Raw genomic sequence first — 24597 nt, 5'->3', positions numbered from 1 at the left:
CCGCCCGCACGGCCGCCCCGGCGGATTCTGTCGCCGGGGCGGCCGCGTCGGGCCGGGGCCCGGCCGCTCAGCGCACGTTCACCGCGCTCCAGGCCGCGGCCACCGCGTCGTACTCGGTGCTGCCCGCGCCGTAGAGGTCGCGCGCCGCGTTCAGGGTCGCCGTCCGGGCGCCCGCGTACTTGGTCGACGACGTCATGTAGACGGTCAGCGCCCGGTACCAGATCGCGCCGAGTTTGTCCCGGCCGATGCCCGTGACCGTGGAGCCGTCGTAGGTCGGGGAGTCGTAGGTGACGCCGCCCACGACCTTGCGGCCGCTGCCCTCCGCCAGGAGGTAGGCGAAGTGGTTGGCGACCCCGGAGGAGTAGTGGACGTCGAGGTTGCCGACCGAACTGCTCCAGTAGTCGGCAGAGTTGCCGTCCTTGCTGGGCTTGTCCATGTAGCGCAGGGCGTCCCGGCCGAAGCCCGGCCGGACGATCTCCTCGCCGATGAGGTAGTCACCGGTGTCGGAGGCGTTGGCGGCGTGGAACTCCACCAGCGTGCCGAAGATGTCCGACGTGGCCTCGTTGAGGCCGCCGGACTCGCCGGAGTAGGTCAGCGCGGCCGTCTTGGACGTCACGCCGTGGCTCATCTCGTGGCCGGCCACGTCCAGCGACACCAGCGGGCCGAAGGTGCTGCCGTCGCCGTCGCCGTACGTCATGCAGAAGCAGCTGTCGTCCCAGAAGGCGTTGTTGTACGCGTTGCCGTAGTGGACGCGGTTGTACGAGCCCTTGCCGTCCCCGCCGATGCCGGTGCGGCCGTGGACGCTCTTGTAGTAGTCCCAGGTCGCGTTGGTGCCGTACTGGGCGTCGACGGCGGCCGTGGAGCGGTCGGCGGTGGTCCCGGAGCCCCAGTGGTTGTCGGTGTCGGAGAAGACCGTCGAGGGCGCGCGCACGAAGCAGATGCCGAAGATGCACAGGTCGGTCTTGTTGGCCGCGTCGCCGGTGTAGGTGTTGCCGCGGGTCGGGTCCGTCAGCTGGTACGCCGAGCCGGACTGGCTGGTCTGCAGCGGGACCGTGCCGCTGTAGAGGGACCGTCCGTCGCCGCCGGCCGTGTGGATGCTGTCCCAGGCGTCGATCCGGGCGCCGGTGCGCGCGTCGGTGAGGACGGTGCGGGCGACCGGGTTGCCGAGGGAGTCCAGGCCGACGGCGTCGGTGCGCCAGGCCAGCCTGGGGGTGCCGTGCAGGGCGTCGACGACCAGCCGGGGTCTGGCCTCGGCCTGCCGCAGCGGCTGGTCGCGGTGGGCGGTGCGCAGGGCGTCGACGGCGAGGCCGGCGGCTCTGGACGCGGGCACCTTCGGGGTGACGGTGGGCAGCGCGAGGGTGGCGCGGGTGGCCCGGTCGGCGCCCCGGTAGTCGCCGTCGGGGGCCAGGTGGACGACGAAGTCGCCGCCGAGGACGGGCAGTTCGCGGTAGGTGCGGTCGTAGCGGACGTGCTGGGTGCCGTCCTCGTCGACGATGACGTCCCGGACGGCGGTGCCCTGGGCCGTGGTCAGTCCCAGGCCCGCCGCGTGGTCGGCGACGGCCGACGCGGCGTGGGCGAGCGCGTCGGCCCTGGTGGGCCGGGGGGTGGCGGCGGCGGTGGGCGAGAGGGCGGCGGCCAGCAGGGTCGCCGCGGTGGCGGCGATGCCGGCGGTGGCGAGACGGGAACCTCGGACGTGCTGCCGTATCCGCTTCTTCTGGCTCATCGGACTCCTCGGGGAGGCGCCATGGGCGCGTGGGGGTGGATGGCGCGGATGTCCTCGAAGATTTAAGGAGACATGACATGTCATGTCCATAGCGCATCGGTGAGGGATTCCACGGGAGTGTGAGGACGCGCCGACCGGAGAGAATCGTTTCCGTGAACGCCCGGCCCCTGCCCTTCTTCGTCTACGGCACCCTGCGCCCCGGCGAGGCCAACCACGACCGCTTCCTGCGCGGCCGCATCCTCCGCGAGGAACCCGCGCTGCTCGGCGGGGCGGTCCTGCACCACGGCCCCGGCTACCCGTACGCCGTGCCGGAGCCCGGCGGCCGGGTGACCGGCGAACTGGTCACCGCGCGGCCGGAGGCGTACGCGGGGCTGCTCGCCGAGCTGGACCGGCTGGAGGAGTTCCGGCCGGGCGACCCGCACAACCTCTACGAGCGGGTCGCGCGGGACGTGGTCCGCGCGACCGACGGCGCCCCCGTGCACGCCTGGGTGTACCTGGCCGCCCCCGCCGTGACCGCGCGGCTGCGGGCGGGCGGCAGGCTCGTCGAGGGCGGGGACTGGCGGGCGCGGCGGCCCTGAGGTCACCCGTTCACCCGCCCCCGCTCCGGCTTTCCACGACACCAGCCCGCGGCGGACCTGACCTGCCGAAACACCGTTCGGTACGGCGGCGGGCCACCACCCGTTCATCCCCTTTCTGACTGCCCCTCAGGAAGCGCGCCCGGCATGCTGCCTCTTACCTCGTGAAGAGCAGGGACCACCGATGAGCTCACGAGGAGCACCGATGCGACGTACCGTCCGGCTGTTGACCGGCACCGCGTTCGCCGTCACCGCGCTGAGCGGTGCCGTCGCGCCCGCGCACGCCGGGGACCCGGGCGGGCTGGAGGTGTACCCGTCCATGGCCGTACCGGGCGGCCAGGTCACGGTGAACACCGATGCCTGCGGCGAGGGCGGTACGGCGGCGGGTGAGGCCGGCGCGGTCGGCGCGGGCCGGTTCTCACTGGCGCCGACCACCCACGAGGACGACGCGATCGGGCAGTTCACGGTGCCGCCGGGCGCCCAGCCGGGGACCTACGAGATCGTCGCGACCTGCGCCGCGAGCGGGCGGCGGGTCACCGGCGACCTCATCGTGACCCTGGTTCCGTCGCGCCGGCAGGTGCATCCCAGGGGGAGTGTGAAGACGGGGGTCGGCGGCGCTCTGGGTCCCGACCCCGTGCAGACCGCGGCCGGTGTGGCGGCGCTCGCCGTCGCCGCCGCGGGCGGTACCTGGCTCCTGCATCGCCGGGCGAGAGGCGACGGGATCTGACGGGCACCCTCCGCTGCCCGTCCGCCGGTACCGCATGTCCCCTCCCCCTCCGGGTCCGACGCCCCTCGCGGCCCGGAGGGGGAACCGGGCCCTCAGGAGGCTGGTATGCGCAGGCTCGGCAACACCGTCGCCGCCACCGTCACGCTCACCGCCCTGTGCGCGGGCGGCTGGCTCCTGCACAACGGCACCGCCACCCACGCCCCGCCCCAGCCGACGGCGGCGGAGGCCGGCACCGGGCCGGGCGGACCGTCCGGGCCGGGCGGACCGGGCGGACCCCGGTCCGCGTCCGCGCGCGGGCTCGCGCCCTCCGTGCCCGAACGGATCCGCATCGCCTCGATCCGGGTCGACGCCCCGCTGACCGGGCTGGGGCTGACGCCAACCGGCACGCTGGAGGTACCCCCGGCGCGGAAGAAGAACCTCGCCGGCTGGTACGAGGCGGGCACCAGCCCCGGGGAGACCGGCACCGCCATCGTCGCGGGGCACGTCGACAACGCCGACGGACCGGCGGTGTTCTTCTCCCTGGGCGCGCTGAAGAAGGGCGCCGCGATCGAGGTCGACCGGCGGGACGGGACCACGGCCGTGTTCACGGTCGACGCGGTCGAGGTCTACCGGGCGTCCGCCTTCCCCGACGAGACGGTGTACGGCGCGGCCCCCCGGCCCGAACTGCGCGTGATCACCTGCGGCGGGACCTACTCGCGCGCCACCGGCTACCAGAGCAACGTGGTCGTCTTCGCCCACCTCACCGGCGTCCGGTGAGGCGGCTCGGCCCCACCGTACGAGGAGCACCCGGACGTCCTCGCCGTGGTGGCGGGATCCGCCGGCCCCGCCACCACCTCACATGCCGCCCCCACCCCCGCTGAGGGCAGCGTTCCTCCGGGGAAACAGTGGTGATGCCACCGGGTAACGTCGGCACCGCACGCTCGACGGCATGACCTCGAAAACGCGTGTGGTGGTGATCGGCGCCGGCCTCGCGGGCGTACGGCTCGCCCGCCGACTCGGCGAGCTGGGCACGCCCGCGCTGCTCGTCGGCGAGGAGGAGCACCGCCCCTACAACCGGGTGCTGCTCGCCGAGGTGCTGGCCGGCCGGTACGCGCCCGACGTGATCGCCCTGCCCGCGCCGGACGGGCTGGTGCGGGCACGGGTCACCGGCATCGACCGCGCCCGCCGCACCGTGGCCTGCGCGGACGGCACGGAGATCGCATACGAAGCGCTGGTGCTGGCCACCGGCTCCAACCCGGTGCTCCCGCCGCTGCGCGGTCTGTTCACCCCCGACCACGAACTCCCGGAGGGCGTGCACGCGTTCCGGACCATGGACGACTGCCTCGGCCTGTCCAAGGCGGTCCGGCCGGGGGTGCGCGCGGTCGTCATCGGCGGCGGCCTGCTCGGGGTGTCCGCCGCCCGCGCGCTCGCCCTGCGCGGCGCCCAGGTCGTCCTCGCCCAGCAGTCCGAGCGGCTGATGGAACGCCAGCTCGACCCGAACGCCTCGCGCCTCGTCCTGCGCCATCTCAAGGACCTCGGCGTGGAGGTGCACACCGAGTGCCGGGTCCGTGACGTGCGCTGCGTCGGCGGCGCCGTCCGCTCCGTGGAGATGGCCGACGGCTACGCCCTCGACGCCGACCTGGTGGTGCTGGCCTGCGGGGTCCACCCGCGCGTCGGCCTCGCCAAGGACGCGGGCCTCGCCGTCGGCAAGGGCGTCCTGGTCGACGACCGGCTGCGCACGTCCGACCCGCACGTCTTCGCCATCGGCGACTGCGCCCAGCACGACGGCGAGGTCTACGGGCTCGCCGCCCCCGCCCTGGAACAGGCCGACGCGCTCGCCGGGCTGCTCACGGGCGACTCCGGCGCCCGCTACCGCGGCACCCGCGCCCTGACCCGGCTGACCCTCACCGGGCAGGACTCCCCCTTCGACCTCGCCGCGTTCGGCGAGACCGTACCCCGGCCCGGCGACGACGTCGTGCAGCTCACCGACGCCACCCGCGGCACCTACCGCAAGGTCGTCGTCCGCGACGACCGCCTGGTCGGCGGAGTACTCGTCGGCGAACTCGGCACCGTCGGCGCGCTCGCCCGCGCCTGGGAGGGAGCAGAGCCGCTCCCCGACGACGGCCCCCTGCTCCACCTGCTCACCAACGATGGAGGCTCCTGAATGACCGCCACCCTGGGGGCCACCCCCACGATCGTGCTCGTCGGCCACGGCATGGTCGGCCAGCGCTTCCTGGAGGCGCTCGCCGAGCGCGGCCTGACCGCCACGCACCGCGTGGTCGTGCTGTGCGAGGAGCCGCGTCCGGCGTACGACCGGGTCCAGCTCACCTCGTACTTCTCGGGGAAGACCCCCGAGGACCTCTCCGTCACCGACATGGAGTTCATCGCCGACCACGGCATCGAGCTGCACGTCGGCGACCCGGCCGTCACCGTCGACCGCGAGGCGCGGAAGGTCACCGCCCGCTCCGGGCTGGTCGTCGGCTACGACGTCCTGGTGCTGGCCACCGGCTCCTACCCGTTCGTGCCGCCGGTCCCCGGCAAGGACGCCACCGGCTGCTTCGTGTACCGCACCATCGAGGACCTGCTGGCGATCGAGGAGTACGCGAAGGGCACCGCCCGGGTGGGCGCGGTCGTCGGCGGCGGGCTGCTCGGCCTGGAGGCGGCCGGCGCGCTCAAGGGTCTCGGCGTCGAGACGCACATCGTGGAGTTCGCGCCCCGGCTGATGCCGGTGCAGGTCGACGACGGCGGTGGCGCGGCGCTGCTGCGCACCATCCAGGACATGGGCCTGAGCGTCCACACCGGGACCGGCACCCAGGAGATCGTCGCCGACGCCTCCGGCGCCGTCACCGGCATGAAGCTCTCCGACGGCTCCGAGATCGCCACCGACATGGTGATCTTCTCCGCCGGTGTCCGCCCCCGCGACCAGCTGGCCCGCGACTGCGGCCTCACCGTCGGCGAGCGCGGCGGCATCAACGTCGACGAGCAGTGCCGCACGGTCGCCGACCCGCACGTCTTCGCCATCGGCGAGTGCGCGCTGGCCGCCGACGGCCGGGTGTACGGCCTGGTCGCGCCGGGCTACGAGCAGGCGGAGACGGCGGCCGCCACCATCGCGGCCGACGAGGCGGCCTTCACCGGCGCCGACCTGTCCACCAAGCTGAAGCTGCTCGGCGTGGACGTGGCGTCCTTCGGCGACGCGCACGGCACCACCGGGGACTGCCTGGACGTCGTCTACTCCGACTCCCGCGCCGGCCTGTACAAGAAGCTGGTCATCGGCCGCGACGGCACGCTGCTCGGCGGCATCCTCGTCGGTGACGCGGAGGCCTACGGCACGCTGCGCGCGCTGACCGGTTCGGTACCGCCGGTCGCTCCCGAGTCGCTGGTGCTGCCGGAGGGCGCGGCGGGCGGCGGCGCCCAGCTCGGCCCGTCGGCGCTGCCCGACGACGCGGTGATCTGCTCCTGCCACAACGTCACCAAGGGCACCATCCGGTCGGCGGTGACGGAGCACTCCTGCACCAGCGTGCCCGAGGTGAAGAAGTGCACCAAGGCCGGTACCGGATGCGGCAGTTGCGTCAAGGTGCTGGGCCAGCTGGTCACCGCGGAGCTGGAGGCCGGCGGCATCGAGGTCGACAAGGGCCTGTGCGGCTGCTTCTCGCAGACCCGCGAGGAGCTGTACGAGATCGTCCTCGCCCTGCGCGTCAACACCTACCAGGACCTGCTGGACCGCTACGGCCGCGACGGCGCCCGCGGCGGCGACGGCTGCGAGGTCTGCAAGCCGGCGGTGGGCTCGATCATCGCCTCCCTCGCCCCCTCGATCGGCGCGAGCGGCTACGTCCTGGACGGCGAGCAGGCCGCCCTGCAGGACAGCAACGACCACTTCCTGGCCAACATCCAGAAGAACGGCTCGTACTCCGTCGTCCCCCGTATCCCGGGTGGGGAGATCACCCCCGAGAAGCTGATCGTGATCGGTGAGATCGCCCGCGACTTCGGCCTCTACACCAAGATCACCGGCGGTCAGCGGATCGACATGTTCGGTGCGCGCGTCGAGCAACTGCCGATCATCTGGGCCAGGTTGGTGGACGCCGGCTTCGAGTCGGGGCACGCCTACGGCAAGGCCCTGCGCACCGTGAAGTCCTGCGTCGGCCAGACCTGGTGCCGCTACGGCGTCCAGGACTCCGTCCGCATGGCGATCGACCTGGAGCTGCGCTACCGGGGCCTGCGCTCCCCCCACAAGCTGAAGTCGGCGGTGTCCGGCTGCGCCCGCGAGTGCGCGGAGGCCCAGTCGAAGGACTTCGGCGTCATCGCCACCTCCAACGGCTGGAACCTGTACGTCGGCGGCAACGGCGGCGCGACCCCGCGCCACGCGGACCTGCTCGCGCAGGATCTGAGTGACGCCGAGCTGATCCGGCTCATCGACCGCTTCCTGATGTTCTACATCCGCACCGCCGACCGCCTGGAGCGCACGTCGACCTGGCTGGAGCGGATCCCCGGGGGCCTGGACCACGTACGGGACGTCGTGGTGGAGGACTCCCTCGGCATCTGCGAGGAGCTGGAGTCGCTGATGGCGGCGCACGTCTCGGCCTACCGCGACGAGTGGGCGGAGACCATCAACGACCCGCAGAAGCTGGCCCGGTTCGTGTCCTTCGTCAACGCCCCCGACACCCCCGACCCGGTCGTGGCCTTCGTGCCCGAGCGGGACCAGATGAAGCCCGACCTGCCCCTGCTGTCCATCGGCATCCGCCCCGCCGAAGACATCCTGGAAGGAAGCGCCACGCGATGACCCTGGCACCCGAGACGACCGACCTGAAGGTCCAGCTCAAGCTCGACGACGACTGGCTGACGGTCTGCGACCTGCACCGGCTGCTGCCCGGCCGGGGCGTGGCCGCCCTGCTGCCCGACGGCCGCCAGGCGGCGCTCTTCCGCGACCGCGCGGGCGAGCTGTACGCCATCGACAACCGGGACCCGTTCGTCGGCGCGGCCGTCCTGTCCCGCGGCCTCACCGGCACCCACCAGGGCCGGCCGTTCGTCGCCTCCCCCCTGCTCAAGCAGCGCTTCGACCTCGTCGACGGGCGGTGCCTGGACGACGAGTCGGTGCGGGTGGCGACTTACGAGGTGCGCAGCGCCTGATGCGGGGGGTGCGCGGCGCCTGATGTGGGGGGGGGTGCGCGGCGCTTGACGTGGGGGTGCGGCCCCTGAGTCCCCGGCCGGGGACTCAGGGGATCCGCTTCAGCGTCTCGTAGGTGACACCGGTCAGCCGCTCGGAGATCTCCCAGAGCCGCTGGCCCGCCTCGTCCCCGACCGTCCAGGGCGCCCGCCATGACCGCGCGGGCGCCCCGCGCCACATCGCGAGGGCCGGCCCGGTGAAGGAGTCGGGCCGTACGCCGGGGGCCGTGGCCGCGTGGAGCGTGGGCAGGGCGCCCGACTCGGCCGACTGGGCGATGACGCGGTCGGACAGCTCCAGCAGCCGCCGGGTGGGCGTGCCGCCCACACCGTCGGTGAGCCCGGTGGCGGCGTACCCGGGGTGGGCGGCGGCCGCGACGACGTCTGAGCCGGAGGCGGCGAGACGCCGGGCGAACTCGTGGGTGAAGAGCAGGTTGGCGCTCTTGGACCGGGCGTAGGCCGTCCACCGGCGGTAGCTGCGCAGGCTGTTGGGGTCGCGCAGGTCCACGCCTGCCAGGGCGTGCATCATGCTGGACACGGTGACGACGCGGGCGCGGGGCGCGGCGAGGATCCGGGGCAGCAGCAGGCCGGTGAGGGCGAAGTGCCCGAGGTGGTTGACCCCGAACTGCGTCTCGAAGCCGTCGACGGTGGTGCCGTGGGGCACGGCCATGACCCCGGCGTTGTTGACCAGCAGATCGACCCGCTCGTGGGGGAACCCGGCGGCGAACTCCCGTACGGAGCGCAGGTCACCGAGGTCCAGGGCCGCGAACTCGATGTCCGCGTGCGCCACTTCCCCCCGCATCCGCCCTTCGGCGGCCCTCCCCCGCTCCTCACTCCGGCAGGCGAGCACGACCCGCGCCCCCTTGCGGGCCAGTTCCCGGGCGGTGATGTACCCGAGCCCGCTGTTGGCCCCGGTGACCACGGCGATCCGGCCGCGCAGATCCGGCATGTCCCGCGTGCTCCAGCCACCCATGGCCGTCACTCCCTCCGCTGCTGCCACCTCAGCGTAGGGGTGGGGGTGTCGGGTGGGTGTATGCGGATGCGCGACGGCCCGGGACGTGGTCCCCTGGTGTCGCCCGTTGTCACCTGCGCAGCATCCGGCGGCCACGGCGACGACACAGCGATGCCACGCGCCGCCCCTAGGGTCCTGCACCGCACGATCCCGCCGCCGACCGGCGGCGGGCGGTCACGACACCCTCTGGGAGTGAGCGTGGAACGTCGTAGCCTCCTGCGTGCGGCCGTGCTCGGCGGTTCGTCCGCCGTCCTCGGCGGAACCCTCTGGCGGGGCGCCGCGTACGCGGCCCCCGCGCAGCCCGGGGCGGGCCCCTACGGGGCGCCGGGCTCACCCGACGCGAACGGCGTCTGCCTGCCGGCGGGCTTCACCAGCCGGGTGATCGCACGGTCCGGGCGCACGGTCCCGGGGACGTCGTACAAGTGGCACAACGCCCCCGACGGCGGCGCCTGCTACGCCGACGACGGGGGCGGCTGGATCTACGTCTCCAACTCGGAGATCAACCCGTCGGGCGGCGCGAGCGCGGTGCGGTTCTCGTCGACGGGCGCCGTCACGGCGGCGTACCGGGTGCTGTCGGGCACCCGCCAGAACTGCGCGGGCGGCAGGACGCCGTGGAACACCTGGCTGTCGTGCGAGGAGGTGGATCGCGGCTACGTCTACGAGACGGACCCGTGGGGCGTGCGGCCGGCGGTGCGCCGCGACGCCATGGGCCGCTTCAAGCACGAGGCCGCGGCAGCGGACCCCGTCCGCCAGGTCGTCTACCTGACGGAGGACGTGCCCGACGGCTGCTTCTACCGCTTCCGCCCGACCACCTGGGGCGATCTCTCCTCCGGTGTCCTGGAGGTCATGGTCGCCGGCGGGGGCACCTCCGGCCCGGTCAGCTGGGCTCAGGTCCCCGATCCGTCGGGTGCGACCGCCACCCGCGGCCAGGTCCCCGGCGCCAAGCGTTTCAACGGCGGCGAGGGCTGCCACTACGCCGACGGCACCTGCTGGTTCACGACCAAGGGCGACAACCGGGTCTGGCGGTACGACGCGGCCGCCCAGACCATCGACCTGGCCTACGACGACTCCCTGGTGACCTCGGGCACGGCCCCCCTCACCGGCGTCGACAACGTCACCGGGTCCACCTCCGGCGACCTGTACGTCGCGGAGGACGGCGGCAACATGGAGATCTGCCTGATCACCCCGGACGAGGTGGTCACCCCCTTCCTCCGGGTGACCGGCCAGTCCGGCTCGGAGATCACCGGCCCCGCGTTCTCCCCCGACGGCACCCGCCTGTACTTCTCCAGCCAACGCGGCACGACGGGCAGGTCCTCGGGCGGCATCACGTACGAGGTGACGGGTCCGTTCCGCTCGTAGCCCGGCAAGGGCCGACCACCTCACCCACCGCGGCAGCGCCACCGGGCGTGCTCGGCGCCGACGCGGCGCGTCCGCTCGCACGGAAGGGCGGCACCCCGCACAAGGTGCCGCCCTCCTCTTGCGTGCCGGAGCCGTCGCCCATCGGTTGAGGGTCGGGGACGGACGACGGCTCCGGGGTCCGGCCGGGCTCGGTGGGAGCCCGGTGGGGGCCGGGGTCAGCGGTGGTCGCTGCCCTCCGACTGGGTTGCCGCGCGGCCGGCTTCGAGGCGGGCCACGGGGATGCGGAAGGGGGAGCAGGAGACGTAGTCCAGGCCCACCTCGTGGAAGAAGTGGACGGACTCGGGGTCGCCGCCGTGCTCGCCGCAGACGCCGAGCTTGATGTCGGGGCGGGTCTCGCGGCCCGCCTTCGCCGCGGCCCTGACCAGGGAGCCGACGCCGTCCTTGTCGATCGTCTCGAAGGGGCTGACGCCGAAGATGCCCTTCTCCAGGTACGCCGTGAAGAAGGAGGCCTCCACGTCGTCCCGGCTGAAGCCCCACACCGTCTGGGTCAGGTCGTTGGTGCCGAAGGAGAAGAACTCGGCGGCCTCGGCGATCTGACCGGCGGTCACCGCGGCGCGCGGCAGCTCGATCATCGTGCCGATGGACAGCTTGAGCGACGTACCGGTCGCGGCCTCGACCTCGGCGATGACCTGGTCGGCCTCCTCGCGGACGATCTCCAGCTCCTGGACCGTGCCGACGAGCGGGATCATGATCTCGGCGCGCGGGTCGCCCTTGGCGTTCTTGCGCTCGGCGGCAGCCTCGGCGATCGCGCGGACCTGCATCGTGAACAGGCCGGGGATGACCAGGCCCAGGCGGACGCCGCGCAGGCCCAGCATCGGGTTCTGCTCGTGCAGGCGGTGGACCGCCTGGAGGAGGCGGAGTTCGTTCTCGTGGGGTTCCTGGCGGGACTCGGCCAGCGCCACGCGGACCGACAGCTCGGTGATGTCCGGCAGGAACTCGTGCAGCGGCGGGTCGAGGAGGCGGACGGTGACGGGCAGGCCGTCCATCGCGGAGAACAGCTCCACGAAGTCCTTCTTCTGCAGCGGCAGGAGCTGCTGCAGGGCTTCCTCGCGCTCGTTCTCGGTGTCCGCGAGGATGAGGCGTTCGACCAGCTCACGGCGGTCGCCGAGGAACATGTGCTCGGTGCGGCACAGGCCGATGCCCTGGGCGCCGAACCGGCGGGCGCGCATCGCGTCCTCGGCGTTGTCGGCGTTGGCGCGCACCCGCAGGTGGCGCTTGCGGTCGGCGAACGCCATGATCCGGTGCACGGCCTCGACCAGCTCGTCGGCGTCCTGGGCCCCGGCGTGCATCCGGCCCTCGAAGTACTCCACGACCGGGGAGGGGACCACCGGCACCTCACCGAGGTAGACCTTGCCGTTGGAGCCGTCGATGGAGATCAGGTCGCCTTCCTCGACGACGTGCCCGCCGGGGACGGTCATCCGGCGGCGCTTGGTGTCGACCTCCAGCTCCTCCGCGCCGCAGACGCAGGTCTTGCCCATGCCGCGGGCGACGACGGCCGCGTGGGAGGTCTTGCCGCCGCGGGAGGTCAGGATGCCCTCGGCGGCGATCATGCCGTCCAGGTCGTCGGGGTTGGTCTCCCGGCGGACCAGGATGACCTTCTCGCCGGAGCGGGACCACTTCACGGCCGTGTACGAGTCGAAGACCGCCTTGCCCACCGCCGCGCCCGGGGAGGCCGCGATGCCGCGCCCGACCTGCTCGACCTTCGCCTGCTCGTCGAACCGGGGGAACATCAGCTGGGCGAGCTGGGCGCCGGTCACCCGCTGAAGTGCCTCGGTCTCGTCGATCAGGCCCTGGTCGACGAGCTGGGTGGCGATGCGGAACGCGGCGCCCGCCGTGCGCTTGCCGACGCGCGTCTGGAGCATCCACAGCCGGCCGCGCTCGATCGTGAACTCGATGTCGCACAGGTCCTTGTAGTGGTTCTCCAGCGTCTCCATGATCTGCATGAGCTGGTCGTACGACTTCTTGTCGATCGACTCCAGCTCCGCCAGCGGGACGGTGTTGCGGATGCCGGCGACGACGTCCTCGCCCTGGGCGTTCTGCAGGTAGTCGCCGTAGACGCCCTGGTGGCCGGAGGCGGGGTCGCGGGTGAAGGCGACGCCGGTGCCGGAGTCGGGGCCGAGGTTGCCGAAGACCATCGAGCAGACGTTGACCGCGGTGCCCAGGTCGTGCGGGATGCGTTCCTGGCGGCGGTAGAGCTTGGCCCGGTCGCCGTTCCAGGAGTCGAAGACCGCCTTGATGGCGAGGTCCATCTGCTCGCGCGGGTCCTGGGGGAAGTCCCGGCCGGTCTCCTTCTTGACGATCTTCTTGAAGGTGGTGACCAGCTTCTTGAGGTCCGCGGCCTCCAGGTCGGTGTCGACCGTGACCTTCTTGGCCTCCTTGGCCCTGTCGAGCGCGTCCTCGAAGAGGTCGCCGTCGACGCCGAGGACGGTCTTGCCGAACATCTGGATGAGGCGGCGGTAGGAGTCCCAGGCGAAGCGGTCGTCACCGGCCTGCTTGGCGAGTCCCTGGACCGACTTGTCGGACAGCCCGATGTTCAGGACGGTGTCCATCATGCCGGGCATGGAGAACTTGGCGCCGGAGCGGACGGAGACGAGGAGCGGGTCGTCGGCCTGGCCGAGCTTCTTGCCCATGCGCCGCTCCAGCGCGTCGAGGTGCGCACTCACCTCGTCGCGCAGCGCCGCCGGCTCCTCCCCGCTGTCCAGGTAGACCTTGCAGGCCTCCGTGGTGATCGTGAAGCCGGGAGGCACCGGAAGACCGAGGTTGGTCATCTCGGCGAGGTTGGCGCCCTTGCCGCCGAGGAGGTCCTTGAGGTCCTTGTTGCCCTCGGTGAAGTCGTAGACGAACTTCACGGCCTCAACGCTCGCGCCCGGTACGGCTCCCCGGGATTCTTTGTTTTCCGACACGGATCTCGACTCCTCATGGAGGCGGTGGCTGCCCTGACGGCGAGGAACATACCCAGATCGAAGGCGTCTGGGTACGTCCACTCGTGCGTCATGCGCCTGTAACCAGCCGTCCGCCAGGGGATCGAAAGTCAAAGCTTGGCAAGGTAATGGCCGATCATGTGTTCACTTATTGAACGGAAGACCCTCGCACGGCGGCCCCTTAGCGCTCAGATGAGCGAGTTTCCACACGTCTGAGTTTCGCCGATGAACGATCAAAGGGTGGCACCCAGTGCCACCCTTTTCAGAAGTGCAGTCGCCCGTGATCCGCTCATCTGAGCGCAACCCTTATCAGGGGTGGCGAGAATCACGCCGCCGGAGGCGCTCCGGTTTCACCATGCGGACGGGTGTCCGGGAGGGGAAACATCCATGTCACACCCCTCGTCAGACCCCCAGCGCCCGCAGCCGCTCCTCCACCCGCTCCGGCGCGTACAGATGCTCCACCACCAGCGCCCCGGCCCCCACCAGCCCCGCCCGCTCCCCCAGCCGCGAGGTCACCACGTCCAGATGAGCCGTCGAACGCGGCAGCGCCCGCTGGTAGAGCAGCTCGCGCACGCCCGTCACGAACGGTGTGCCCGCGAGGTCACCTGCGATCATCAGCACGCCGGGGTTGAGCAGCGTCACCACGGTCGCCAGCACGTCGCCGACCCGCCGGCCGGCCTCCCGTGCCAGCGCCGTGGCCTCGGGGTGCCCGGCGGTCAGCAGGTCCCGCACGTCCGAGCCGGAGGCCGCCGGCACCCCGGCCGCCGCCAGCCGCCGGGCCACCGCACCGCCGCTGGCGAGGGCGGCCAGACAGCCGTGGGAGCCGCAGCGGCACATCGCGTCCGCGCCGTCCGGCACCCGGATGTGCCCGATGTCCCCGGCGCCGCCGTCGACCCCCCGGAAGACGGAGCCGTCGACCACCACCCCGGCGCCGATGCCGGTGGACACCTTGACCAGCACGAACGCCGAGCAGTCCGGGTAGGAGGTGCGCTGCTCGCCGTACGCCATGAGGTTGGCGTCGTTGTCCACCAGGACCGGGACCGCGGGGGCGCCAGTGTGCTCGGTGAAGGCCCTGGCCAGACGGCCCCTTATGTCGTAGCCGTCCCAGCCCGGCATGATCGGCGGCTGCACCACGCGCCCGGTCTCGCTGTCCACCGGCCCCGGCACGGCCAGGCCGATGCCGCACACCTCGTCGGCCCGGTGCCCCGCCTTCTCCAGCAGCTCGGCGAACCAGTGGCCCAGCTCGCCCAGCACCACGTCCGGGCCGTCCTCGACGACGAGGGTGCCGGAGTGCTCGGCGAGCAGTTCGCCGGTCAGGGTGAGAACGGCCGCGCGCGCGTGGCGGGTGTCCAGGTCGGCGGCGAGCACCACCGCGTGGGCGTCGTCGAACTCCAGGGTGATGGAGGGGCGCCCGCCCAGCGGCGAGTCCACCGGGCCGCCGGCGCCCTCCCGCAGCCACCCCGCGCGGAACAGCCGGTCCAGGCGCTGGCCGACGGTGGCCCGGGAGAGCCCGGTGGCCTGCTGCAACGCGCCGCGCGTGGTGGCACGGCCGCTGCGGACCAGCTCCAGCAGTTCACCGGCGCTGGCCTGACCACGGCCCGCGGCCGGGCCCCGGCCCGCCGCCGGCGTCCGGCCGCCTGTCCGCTCCCGAGTCGTCATGCGCACCCCCTTGTGTTTCTCAAGCTTGCCTTACATATTGAGTTTTGCGTGTTAAATAGACGTAACCCCGCGGCAGTCACTGCCGAACCGGGTTCCATTGTGGTGTCTTCAACGTTCTTCGGGGAGCCCCGAGTGGATCGCACTGCCCAGGTCATCGCCCGCCCCGCCGGCCATGCCGTCGTATACGGTCCGGGCCCCGCGGCCGATGCGCTGCACCTCAGGGCGGTGGCGGTGCTGGACGCCAACTGGACCGGGTCGTCCACGGTGCCCTCGCGCGGGCTGTACCCGCACCAGTGGTCGTGGGACTCGGCGTTCATCGCCATCGGCCTGAGGCACGTCTCGCCGCTGCGGGCGCAGACCGAGCTGGAGACGCTGCTGGCGGCACAGTGGGGCGACGGCCGGGTGCCGCACATCGTCTTCAACCCCTCCGTCCCGCTGGACGCCTACTTCCCGAGCCCCGACTTCTGGCGCTCCTCGGCCGCGGGGCGCGAGGCGGGCGCCCCGCGCACCGTACAGACCTCCGGCATCGTGCAGCCACCGGTGCACGCGCTGGCCGCCTGGCTGGTGCACCGCGCCGACCCCGGGCTGTCCCGGTCGCGCGGTTTCCTCGCGCGGGTCTACCCGCGGCTGGCCGCCTGGCACCGCTATCTGCTGCACCGCCGCGACCTGGGCGGCGGCGGGCTGGTCTGTGTCGTCCACCCCTGGGAGCAGGGTATGGACAACAGCCCCGCCTGGGACGCCCCGCTGGCCCGGGTGGCCCCCGCGCCGGCCCGCTCCTTCCGCCGCGCCGACCTCGACCACGGCGCCGCCGAGGACCGGCCGACCGATCTGGACTACGGACGCTACGTCCGGCTGGCCGCCGACTACCGGGACCGCGGGTACGCCGACAAGGCGGGGGAGTTCGCCGTCGAGGACCCCGCCTTCAACGCCCTGCTCGTCGCCTCCGAGCACGCGCTCGCCCGCATCGCGCACGAGCTCGGAGCGACGGGCACGGCCCGCCACGCCCGCGCGGACCGGCTGACGGCGGCCCTGGTGGACCGGCTCTGGGACCCGGCGCGCGGCATGTTCCTGTGCCGGGACCTGCGCGGCGGGCGGCCGGTCGCCGAGCGCGCGGTCTCCGGGCTGATCCCGCTGCTGCTGCCCGGCCTGCCGCGCGAGGTGACCACCGCACTCGTGGGCACCCTCACCGGCCCGCACTTCGCGCTGGGCACCGCCACCCGCCTCGTCCCGAGCTACGACCTGCTCGGCGAGGCCTTCGACCCGCACCGCTACTGGCGCGGCCCGGCCTGGTTCAACACCGGCTGGCTGCTGGAGCGGGGCCTCAGACTGCACGGCGAGACGGCCCGCGCGGACGCCCTGCGCGCGGCCCTGCTGGACCTCGCGAGCGCCTCGGACTTCGCGGAGTACGTCGACCCGTACACCGGCGAGGCCTGCGGCACCACCGGCTTCGGCTGGACGGCCGCGCTCGCGCTGGACCTGCTGCACACCGCACCCGAGACGGACCACCGAACGCCCGGCCGGGACCGCTGACGCCCAGCGGCCCACCGGGCGCTCGACGCGCCACCTGGCACTCAACGGCTTCAGGGGAGGGGACCGGAGATGACGGACCGGCATCATCTGCTCGTCCACGGCGGGACGTTCGCCGCCGTGGACGACCGTGGGGACATCAGCGGGGTACGGAGCACCGGCTCCTTCCCGCAGGGGCTGTTCGTCCGGGACGCCCGGCACCTCAGCCGCTGGCAGCTCACCGTGGACGGGGCGGTCCCGGAGCCGCTGACGCCGGTCGCGGACGGCGACACCACGCGCTGTGTCCTCGTACCGCGCGGCGGCCGCACCGAACCGCCGTCCTGCACCCTCTTTCGCGAACAGGCCGTCGGCGACGGCTCGTTCGTGGAGTCGCTGCGCATCACCAGCAACCGGGCGGTGCGCACCGCGGTCCGGGTCGCGCTCACCGCGGACGCCGACTTCACCGACCAGTTCGAACTCCGCTCCGACCACCGCACCTACGCCAAGGCCGGTGCGGTACGCCGTCGCGAAGTCCTGGAGCACGGGCTGGAGTTCACCTACCGCCGCGGCGAGTGGCTGTCCCGGACGACGGTGACCTCCGAGCCCGCGCCGGACGCCGTGGAGGAGACCGGTACCGGAGCCCGGCGCCTGGTGTGGCGGCTGGACCTCGAACCGCACGGCACCACCGAGCTGACGGTCCGTGTGATGGCCCGCCCGCACGGCGAGAAGCGGGCCCTGCGGGTGCCCCGCTCCCCGGCCGCGCTCGGCGAGCAACTCCTCGCCGCGGAGGAGCGGTTCCTGGAGGGCGTGGCCTTCCCGACGGGCTGGCCCGAGCTGGCGGCGGCCTGCGCGCGCGGCCTCGCGGACCTCGCGACGCTGCAGATCCCGGCGACCGGCCCGGACGGCGAGGAAGTGCGGGTCCCGGCGGCCGGCGCCCCCTGGTTCCTCACCCTGCTCGGCCGGGACGCACTGCTCACCTCCCTGTTCGTGCTGCCGTACCGCCCGCAGCCGGCGGCCGCTACGCTGCTGGCGCTGGCCGCCGCGCAGGCCACCGAGACCGGCCCGCGGGCGGTGGCCCAGCCCGGCAAGATCGTCCACGAGGTGCGGTACGGCGAGCTGGCCCACTTCGAGCAGGTGCCCTACGGCCGGTACTACGGCTCGGTGGACGCGACCCCGCTCTTCCTGGTCCTGCTCGGCGCGTACGTCGAACGGACCGGGGACACCGGCCTGGCCCGCCGGCTGGAGCCGCACGCCCGCGCGGCCGTCGGCTGGATGCTGGACCACGGCGGGCTCACCTCGCGCGGCTACCTCGTCTACCGCGCCGACCAGGGTGGGCTGGCCAACCAGAACTGGAAGGACTCCCCCGGCGCCATCTGCTCGGCGGACGGCACCCGCGCGGCCGGCCCGGTCATGGCGGCGGGCGCCCAGGGGTACGCGTACGACGCGCTGCGCCGCACGGCGTGGCTGGCCCGCACGGTCTGGGCCGACGGGACGTACGCGGCACTGCTGGAGCAGGCGGCGGCGGATCTGCGCGACCGCTTCCAGCAGGACTTCTGGATGCCCCGGCGGTCCTTCCCGGCGCTGGCCCTGGACGGCACGGGCCGCCAGGTGGACGCGCTGGCCTCGGACGCCGGGCACCTGCTCTGGTCGGGGCTGCTGGACAAGGAGTACGGCGAGATGGTGGGCCGCAGGCTCCTCGAACCGGACTTCTTCTCGGGGTGGGGGGTGCGCACGCTGGCGGCCGGGCAGCCGGCGTACCACCCGCTGTCGTACCACCGGGGCTCGGTCTGGCCGCACGACAACGCGCTGATCACGCTGGGCCTGGCGCGGTACGGGCTGCACGACGAGGCGCGCGCGGTGGCGCACGCGCTGGTCGACGCGGCGACGGCCACCGGGCACCGGCTGCCGGAGGTGCTGGCCGGGTACGGGCGGGACGGTCATCCCGAGCCGGTGCCGTATCCGCACGCGTGCGTGCGGGAGTCACGGTCGGCCGCGGCACCGCTCGCGCTGCTCACGGCGGTGGGGGGCGCCTGAGGTCCGGCCCCGCGTCGGCTGAACGCCGGGCGGGACGCGTACGTACGTGACGGTGGCGGATCCGATCCCCCCACGTCGGATCCGCCGCTCCGCCGGCTCGTCTGTACGGAAGGACCTTCGGGTGTCTGTCTCCACGCGTTCGCCAGAGGCCGCCGACAGCGTGGCGGAGGAGCCTTCGGCGGCCGGCGGACCTCTCGCGTCCCGCTGGGCGAGGCTGCGTTCCTGGCGGGAGCGGTGGCCCCGCCTGGCCCGTGGACTGTGGTGGAGCACGACGGTGCTCTCCGTCGCTCTCGTGCTCGGGGCCATGCTGATGCCGAGGACGGTGAAGGCGGTGCAGCCGGGCACGTTCCTGGCGGTGCCGGCGGAGGCGATCGTGACGGCGGCCGTGCTGATCGCGCTGCCGCGCCGGCCGCGCGTCGTGGTGGCGGTGCTGAGCGGTGTGGTGCTGGCCGCGCTGACGGTGCTGAACCTGCTGGAGATGGGCTTCGCGCAGTACCTCGGCCGGGGGTTCAACGCGGTGCTGGACTGGGAGTTGCTGGACGACGCGCAGTCCTATGTCGCGGACTCGATGGGGCGGGCGACCGCGGTCGGGGCGACGATCGGGCTGGCCGCGCTGGTCGTGGCGCTGTTCGCCGCGATGGCGGGGGCGATGGTCCGTATCGGGACGCTCCTCGCCCGCGACACGCGGGCCGCGACCCGGGCCACGCTCGTCGCCGGCACGGTGTGGGTCACCAGCTCGATCCTGACCGTCCAGGTCGCCGGGCATCCGCTGACCGCCCACCGGGCCGCGGACGTCCTGGTCGCCCACACCGAGCGGGTGCGGGACACCCTGCGCGACGAGGCGGCGTTCGCGAAGGAGGCCCGCGCCGACGCGTTCGGCGCCACCCCGCCCGGTCAGCTGCTGCCCGATCTGCGCGGCAAGGACGTCGTCTTCACGTTCATCGAGAGCTACGGCCGCAGCGCCGTCGAGGACCCGATCATGGCGCCGGGCGTGGACCGGACGCTCGCCGCGTCCACCGAGGCGCTGGCGAAGGCCGGTTTCAAGGCCAAGAGCGGCTGGCTGACCTCCGCGACCTACGGCGGCGGCAGCTGGCTGGGCCACTCCACCACCCTGTCCGGACTGTGGATCGACAACCAGCAGCGCTACCGCACGGTGATGGCGAGCGACCACCTCTCGCTCACCAAGGCGTTCCGGAAGACCGGCGCGTGGGACACCGTGGGTGTCATGCCGGGCGTGCAGAAGGCGTGGCCGGAGCAGGAGTACTACGGCCTCGACAAGGTCTACGACGCCTTCCACCTCGGCTACAAGGGGCCGAAGTTCAGCTGGTCGACGATGCCGGACCAGTACGCGCTGGAGGCCTTCCAGCGGCTGGAGCACGGCAGGAAGCGCGACAAGCCGCTGATGGCGGAGGTCATCCTCACCTCCAGCCACCAGCCCTGGGCGCCGATCCCGAAGATGGTCGGCTGGGACGAGCTGGGCGACGGCTCCCTCTTCGGCCCGATCCAGGAGGCCGGGAAGGAGGCGCAGGACATCATCTCCGACAGCACCGCGTCGCGGGAGGAGTACGGCAAGTCGATCCAGTACTCGGTGACCGCGCTCACCCAGTGGCTGGAGCGCTACGGCCGCGACGACACCGTCCTGGTGTTCCTCGGCGACCACCAGCCCATCGCCCGGGTCAGCGGCGACGACGCCAGCCGGGACGTGCCGGTCTCGATCGTCGCCAAGGACCCGAAGGTGCTGGAGAAGATCGCCGGCTGGGGCTGGACGGACGGGCTGCGCCCCGCGCACGACGCCCCGGTGTGGAAGATGAGCGCCTTCCGCGACCGGTTCCTGACGGCGTACGGCTCCACGCCGCACCCCACGAAGTAGCCGCGGGCCGGGGGCGGGTCAGCCGCCGGAGGTGTCCAGCTCCGCGTCCTCGCCGATGCCCGCGCAGTCGTAGGGGTCCTTGAGCCAGCCGTCCGGCAGCACCACGCGGTTGTTGCCGGACGTACGGCCGCGGGGGCCGTCGGCGCCGGCCGGCCACGGCTGGTCGAGGTCCAACTCCTCGAGCCCGGCGCGCAGTTCGGCGAGCGTGGAGGTGACCGCGAGCCGCTTGCGCATGTCGGAGCCGACCGCGAAGCCCTTGAGGTACCAGGCGACGTGCTTGCGGAAGTCGATGACGCCCCGGGCTTCGTCGCCGATCCACTCGCCGAGCAGGGTGGCGTGCCGGACCATGACGTCGGCGACCTCGCGCAGGGTGGGCCGTACGTAGGCGCCGGTGCGGCCCTCGAAGGCGGCCACCAGGTCCGCGAACAGCCAGGGCCGGCCGAGGCAGCCGCGTCCGACGACCACGCCGTCGCAGCCGGTCTCGCGCACCATCCGCAGGGCGTCCTCGGCCGACCAGATGTCGCCGTTGCCGAGGACGGGGATCTCCGGGACGTGTTCCTTGAGCCGGGCGATGGCCTCCCAGTCGGCGGTGCCGCCGTAGTGCTGGGCGGTGGTGCGGCCGTGCAGCGCGATGGCGGTGACGCCCTCCTCGACGGCGATGCGGCCGGCGTCGAGGTAGGTGAGGTGGTCGTCGTCGATGCCCTTGCGCATCTTCATCGTCACCGGCAGGTCCCCGGCGCCGCTGACGGCCTCGCGCAGGATGGCGCGCAGCAGGTTGCGCTTGTACGGCAGCGCGGAGCCGCCGCCCCTGCGGGTGACCTTCGGGACGGGGCAGCCGAAGTTGAGGTCGATGTGGTCGGCGAGGTCCTCCTCCGCGATCATGCGGACGGCCTTGCCGACGGTCACCGGGTCGACGCCGTACAGCTGGATCGAGCGCGGGTTCTCGCTCGCGTCGAAGTGGATCAGCTGCATCGTCTTCTCGTTGCGCTCCACCAGCGCCCGCGTGGTGATCATCTCGCTGACGAACAGCCCCTTGCCGCCGCTCCACTCACGGCACAGGGTGCGGAAGGGCGCGTTGGTGATCCCGGCCATGGGGGCCAGGACGACGGGGGGCTGGACGGGGTGCGGGCCGATCTGGAGCATCCGCCCATTGTCACGCATGCGGGCGGGGAGCGGCGAGATCGATTAGTTAGGCGTACTAGCGAACGTGAGGGGCGGACGGGTCACGGGGCGGGGGCGACTCCCAGGACGTCGAGCATGGCGCGCGTCGCGGGGCTCGGGTTGAAGCGGCTCCAGGCCAGGTATTCGGTGCGGTGCGGTCCGTCGGTCAGCGGGACCAGGGTGAGGTCATCGGTGACCCGGGGGCGGATGTACGCCGAGGGCAGGAGCGCGACGGCCAGGCCCCGCGTCACCAGGCGGGTGATCAGTTCCACCACACCGGCCTCGTAGGCGACGTCACGGGTCAGCCCCGCGGCGGCGAACGCCTGGTCGGACTGGGCCCGGGCGGGGGTCCCGTCGACGAAGTCGACGAACGTCTCGTCGGCGATGTCCGCGAGACGGACCTGGGAGGCGTCCGCCAGGCGATGGCCTGCCGGGACGACGAGGACGTGCTCGTCGTGGGCGAGCGCCAGGGTCTCGACGCCGGCGGGGCGCTCGCCGGCCGGGAGGCCGAGGAACGCGATGTCCAGTTCCCCGGCGCGGATCTGGGCCGCGAGCTGGTCGCTGCGGCCGGAGCGCAGGACCACCCGGACGTCGGGGTGGCGGGCGCGGTAGCGGTGCAGCAGGTCGGGGACGTCGACGGCGGCCGTGGTCACGATCACCCCCACGGCGAGCCGGCCGCGTACGACACCGGTGGCGGCGGCCGCGTCGGCCACCGCGAGGTCGGCGGCGGCCAGGCACTCGCGCGCCCGGGCGAGGAACGCGGTGCCGGCGCTGGTGAGTTCGACGCGGCGGCTGGAACGGGCGAACAGCCTGACCCCCAACTCGCGTTCCAGGGCGCCGATCCGGTGGCTCAGGGAGGACTGCACGACGTAGCAGCGTTCCGCGGCGCGGGTGAAGTTGCGGGTCTCGGCGACGGCGACGACGTAGCGGAGTTGCTGGAGGTCCATGACGTCATGATCCAGCAGTCATGGCCTGGGTTCATAGGTGCTATGCGATACATGTGTTGGACTCATTGATCCTCCGAGGCCAAGACTTCGGGCATGCCTAGTGATGAAGCGCCCGGGCGGGCGGGGGTCGTGCTGCTGACGGCGCTGGCTCCCGCGGCCTGGGGGACGACGTACGCCGTGACGACCGAGCTGTTACCGGCCGGGCATCCGCTGTTCGCCGCGCTGATGCGGGCCCTGCCGGCCGGGCTGGTCGCACTGGCCGTCGCACGGGTGCTGCCGCGGGGCGCATGGTGGTGGAAGGCCGCCGTGCTGGGAGTGCTGAACATCGGCGCCCTGTTCCCGCTGCTGTTCATCGCCGCCGAGCGGCTGCCCGGCGGCGTGGCGGCCACCCTCAGCGCCACCCAGCCGCTGCTGGTCGCGGGGCTGGCCATGCTGGTGCTGCGGGACCGGCCGACGGCGTGGCGGTGGGCCTGGGGGGTGACCGGGGTCGCCGGTGTCGGGCTGGTGGTGCTCGGGCCGCAGGCCCGCATGGACGGCGTGGGGGTGCTCGCCGGGCTGGGCGGAACGGCCGCCATGGCGGGCGGGGTGGTGCTCACCAAGCGGTGGGGGCGGCCGGCGGGGGTCGGCCCGCTGACGCTGGCGGCCTGGCAGCTCACGGCCGGCGGGCTGGTGCTGCTCCCGCTCACCGTGCTGGTCGAGGGCGCGCCGCCCGGCGTCGACGCCGGGGCCGCCGGGGGCTATCTGTGGCTCGGCAGCATGGGCGGGCTGATCGCCTACACGGTGTGGTTCCGCGGGATCGGACGGCTGCCGGTGGGGGCGTCCGCGCCGCTGGTGCTGCTGTCGCCGCTGGTCGCGACGGTCGTGGGGGTGGGGCTCGGCGAGACGCTGAACGCGGCGCAGGCCGTCGGCTTCGTGCTGGCGTCGGCCGCGCTGGTCGCCGCGCAGTTCGATCCGCCGAAGCGGCTCGGTATCCCACGGACACGGATCGGACAAGGACGGACACGGATCGAGGGAGGACGGACACGATGACGACGCCGAGGCCGGCACCCATACCGACGACCACGAGAGCACCGACGCCGATGCCGAGACCGAGACCGATAGCGACGACCACGGGGACGACGACGCCGAGGACGAGACCGACGACCACGGGGACGGCGACGCCGAGGACGAAGCCGTTGACGCTCGCGGTGATCGGCTCGACCGGGATGGTCGGCAGCCGGGTGGCCGTCGAGGCCGGGGCGCGTGGCCACCGGGTGTACGGCCTGGCGCGGAAGCCGGCGCACGACGACGGGACGCGTGCGCTCCCGGTGGACGTGCGGGACGACCGGGCCGTGCGGGAGGCGCTGCGGGGCTGCGGCGCCGAGGCGCTGGTCCTGGCCGTGCGGACCGAGCCGGCCGACCCGGAGTTCCTGGTCGGGGCCACCCGTACAGTGCTGGCGGCCGGGGCGGAACTCGGGGCACGGGTGCTGGTGGTGGGCGGCGCGGGCGCGCTGCGCAGCCCCGGTGCGGCGGACCTGCTGGTCGCCGACGACCCGGCGTACGTGCCGGCCGCGGTACGGGCCGTCGCCGCCGCCGGGGTCGCCCAGCTGCGGGCCTGCCGCGAGCACGCCGGCGCCGACTGGGCGTACCTCAGCCCGCCCGCCCTGCTGGAGCCCGGCGAGCGCACCGGCCGCTACCGGCGCGGCACCGACACCCTCCTCACCGACGCCGGCGGCCGCTCCTGGATCAGCGCGGAGGACCTGGCGGTCGCGGTGGTGGACGAGGTGGAGGGGCCGGGGGGTGAGCGGCACGTCACCGTGGTCCACCGTCCCCCGGCGGCCGGGGCCGTGGGCGCGCCGTAGCGTCCAGGGAACGGCCGCGGGGGGGGGGGGGGGGGGGGGGGGGGGGGGGGGGGGGGGGGGGGGGGG

At 73.4% G+C, this 24597-nt stretch carries 18 protein-coding genes; 12 read left to right on the top strand and 6 right to left on the bottom strand.

Translation table 11 applies throughout. The features are described 5' to 3' along the window. Positions 1 to 67: 67 nt before the first annotated feature. Positions 68 to 1723, bottom strand: a complete 1656-nt coding sequence (locus tag ACSLTV_RS34035) for a M4 family metallopeptidase (RefSeq protein WP_435613539.1) — start codon at positions 1721 to 1723, stop codon at positions 68 to 70. A gap of 152 nt (positions 1724 to 1875) precedes the next feature. Here ACSLTV_RS34035 and ACSLTV_RS34030 point away from each other — a divergent pair, with 152 nt between their 5' ends. The 6 genes from ACSLTV_RS34030 to nirD all read left to right on the top strand — a co-directional run bounded on the left by ACSLTV_RS34030 (position 1876) and on the right by nirD (position 8128). Next, positions 1876 to 2301 carry a gamma-glutamylcyclotransferase family protein gene (locus ACSLTV_RS34030; RefSeq protein ID WP_435613538.1) on the top strand — a complete coding sequence of 142 codons (426 nt, stop codon included), beginning with the start codon at positions 1876 to 1878 and terminating at the stop codon, positions 2299 to 2301. A gap of 202 nt (positions 2302 to 2503) precedes the next feature. Beyond that, on the top strand, positions 2504 to 3025 hold the full coding sequence (locus ACSLTV_RS34025) for a hypothetical protein (protein WP_435613537.1): 522 nt from the start codon (positions 2504 to 2506) through the stop codon (positions 3023 to 3025). A 105-nt stretch (positions 3026 to 3130) separates the two neighbouring features. Then, positions 3131 to 3781 (top strand): class F sortase, encoded by a 651-nt coding sequence (locus tag ACSLTV_RS34020; RefSeq protein WP_432157873.1) that lies wholly within the window; start codon positions 3131 to 3133, stop codon positions 3779 to 3781. A gap of 172 nt (positions 3782 to 3953) precedes the next feature. Continuing rightward, a complete protein-coding gene (locus tag ACSLTV_RS34015; RefSeq protein WP_432157874.1) occupies positions 3954 to 5168 on the top strand; it encodes an NAD(P)/FAD-dependent oxidoreductase in 1215 nt (404 codons plus the stop codon). Further along, positions 5169 to 7781, top strand: coding sequence for a nitrite reductase large subunit NirB (nirB, locus tag ACSLTV_RS34010; protein WP_435613536.1), 2613 nt, complete (start codon positions 5169 to 5171; stop codon positions 7779 to 7781). Continuing rightward, positions 7778 to 8128 (top strand): nitrite reductase small subunit NirD, encoded by a 351-nt coding sequence (gene nirD / locus ACSLTV_RS34005; RefSeq protein WP_432157875.1) that lies wholly within the window; start codon positions 7778 to 7780, stop codon positions 8126 to 8128. The genes nirB and nirD overlap by 4 nt, the downstream gene beginning before the upstream one ends. 85 nt (positions 8129 to 8213) lie before the next feature. Here nirD and ACSLTV_RS34000 read toward each other — a convergent pair whose 3' ends face one another. Further along, positions 8214 to 9134, bottom strand: coding sequence for an oxidoreductase (locus ACSLTV_RS34000; RefSeq protein WP_435613535.1), 921 nt, complete (start codon positions 9132 to 9134; stop codon positions 8214 to 8216). 237 nt (positions 9135 to 9371) lie between these two features. On the opposite strand from ACSLTV_RS34000, the gene ACSLTV_RS33995 reads away from it, so the two are divergent. After that, the gene (locus tag ACSLTV_RS33995; RefSeq protein WP_432139238.1) at positions 9372 to 10532 is read left to right on the top strand and encodes an alkaline phosphatase PhoX; all 1161 of its coding nucleotides are present in this window, start codon (positions 9372 to 9374) and stop codon (positions 10530 to 10532) included. 215 nt (positions 10533 to 10747) lie between these two features. Here the strand turns inward: ACSLTV_RS33995 and ppdK are convergent, their stop codons facing one another. Further along, positions 10748 to 13495, bottom strand: a complete 2748-nt coding sequence (gene ppdK, locus ACSLTV_RS33990) for a pyruvate, phosphate dikinase (protein WP_432139239.1) — start codon at positions 13493 to 13495, stop codon at positions 10748 to 10750. Positions 13496 to 13915: 420 nt separating this feature from the next. Beyond that, positions 13916 to 15172, bottom strand: a complete 1257-nt coding sequence (locus tag ACSLTV_RS33985; protein WP_432139240.1) for an ROK family protein — start codon at positions 15170 to 15172, stop codon at positions 13916 to 13918. Between the two features lie 132 nt (positions 15173 to 15304). Between ACSLTV_RS33985 and ACSLTV_RS33980 the strand changes: the two genes are divergently transcribed. The 3 genes from ACSLTV_RS33980 to ACSLTV_RS33970 all read left to right on the top strand — a co-directional run bounded on the left by ACSLTV_RS33980 (position 15305) and on the right by ACSLTV_RS33970 (position 20582). Further along, complete coding sequence (locus ACSLTV_RS33980; RefSeq protein WP_435613534.1) at positions 15305 to 16702, top strand: MGH1-like glycoside hydrolase domain-containing protein; 1398 nt, start codon at positions 15305 to 15307, stop codon at positions 16700 to 16702. Between the two features lie 69 nt (positions 16703 to 16771). Next, positions 16772 to 18712, top strand: a complete 1941-nt coding sequence (locus ACSLTV_RS33975) for an amylo-alpha-1,6-glucosidase (protein ID WP_435613533.1) — start codon at positions 16772 to 16774, stop codon at positions 18710 to 18712. A 121-nt stretch (positions 18713 to 18833) separates the two neighbouring features. Further along, the gene (locus ACSLTV_RS33970; RefSeq protein WP_432157881.1) at positions 18834 to 20582 is read left to right on the top strand and encodes a CDP-alcohol phosphatidyltransferase; all 1749 of its coding nucleotides are present in this window, start codon (positions 18834 to 18836) and stop codon (positions 20580 to 20582) included. A gap of 18 nt (positions 20583 to 20600) precedes the next feature. On the opposite strand, the gene dusB is transcribed toward ACSLTV_RS33970, so the two are convergent. Further along, on the bottom strand, positions 20601 to 21743 hold the full coding sequence (dusB, locus tag ACSLTV_RS33965; protein WP_435613532.1) for a tRNA dihydrouridine synthase DusB: 1143 nt from the start codon (positions 21741 to 21743) through the stop codon (positions 20601 to 20603). Between the two features lie 62 nt (positions 21744 to 21805). After that, positions 21806 to 22690 carry a LysR family transcriptional regulator gene (locus tag ACSLTV_RS33960; RefSeq protein ID WP_432139245.1) on the bottom strand — a complete coding sequence of 295 codons (885 nt, stop codon included), beginning with the start codon at positions 22688 to 22690 and terminating at the stop codon, positions 21806 to 21808. Between the two features lie 93 nt (positions 22691 to 22783). Here ACSLTV_RS33960 and ACSLTV_RS33955 point away from each other — a divergent pair, with 93 nt between their 5' ends. Both ACSLTV_RS33955 and ACSLTV_RS33950 read left to right on the top strand, forming a co-directional pair. Continuing rightward, positions 22784 to 23719, top strand: a complete 936-nt coding sequence (locus ACSLTV_RS33955; RefSeq protein WP_432139246.1) for an EamA family transporter — start codon at positions 22784 to 22786, stop codon at positions 23717 to 23719. 146 nt (positions 23720 to 23865) lie between these two features. Continuing rightward, positions 23866 to 24531 (top strand): NAD(P)-dependent oxidoreductase, encoded by a 666-nt coding sequence (locus ACSLTV_RS33950; RefSeq protein ID WP_435613531.1) that lies wholly within the window; start codon positions 23866 to 23868, stop codon positions 24529 to 24531. Positions 24532 to 24597 lie beyond the last annotated feature (66 nt).

The sequence above is a fragment of the Streptomyces sp. bgisy159 genome (assembly GCF_965341775.1).
Taxonomy (GTDB): Bacteria; Actinomycetota; Actinomycetes; order Streptomycetales; family Streptomycetaceae; genus Streptomyces.
Note: the sequence above shows the minus strand (reverse complement) of the source record. Positions and strands in the feature narration are given on the sequence as shown.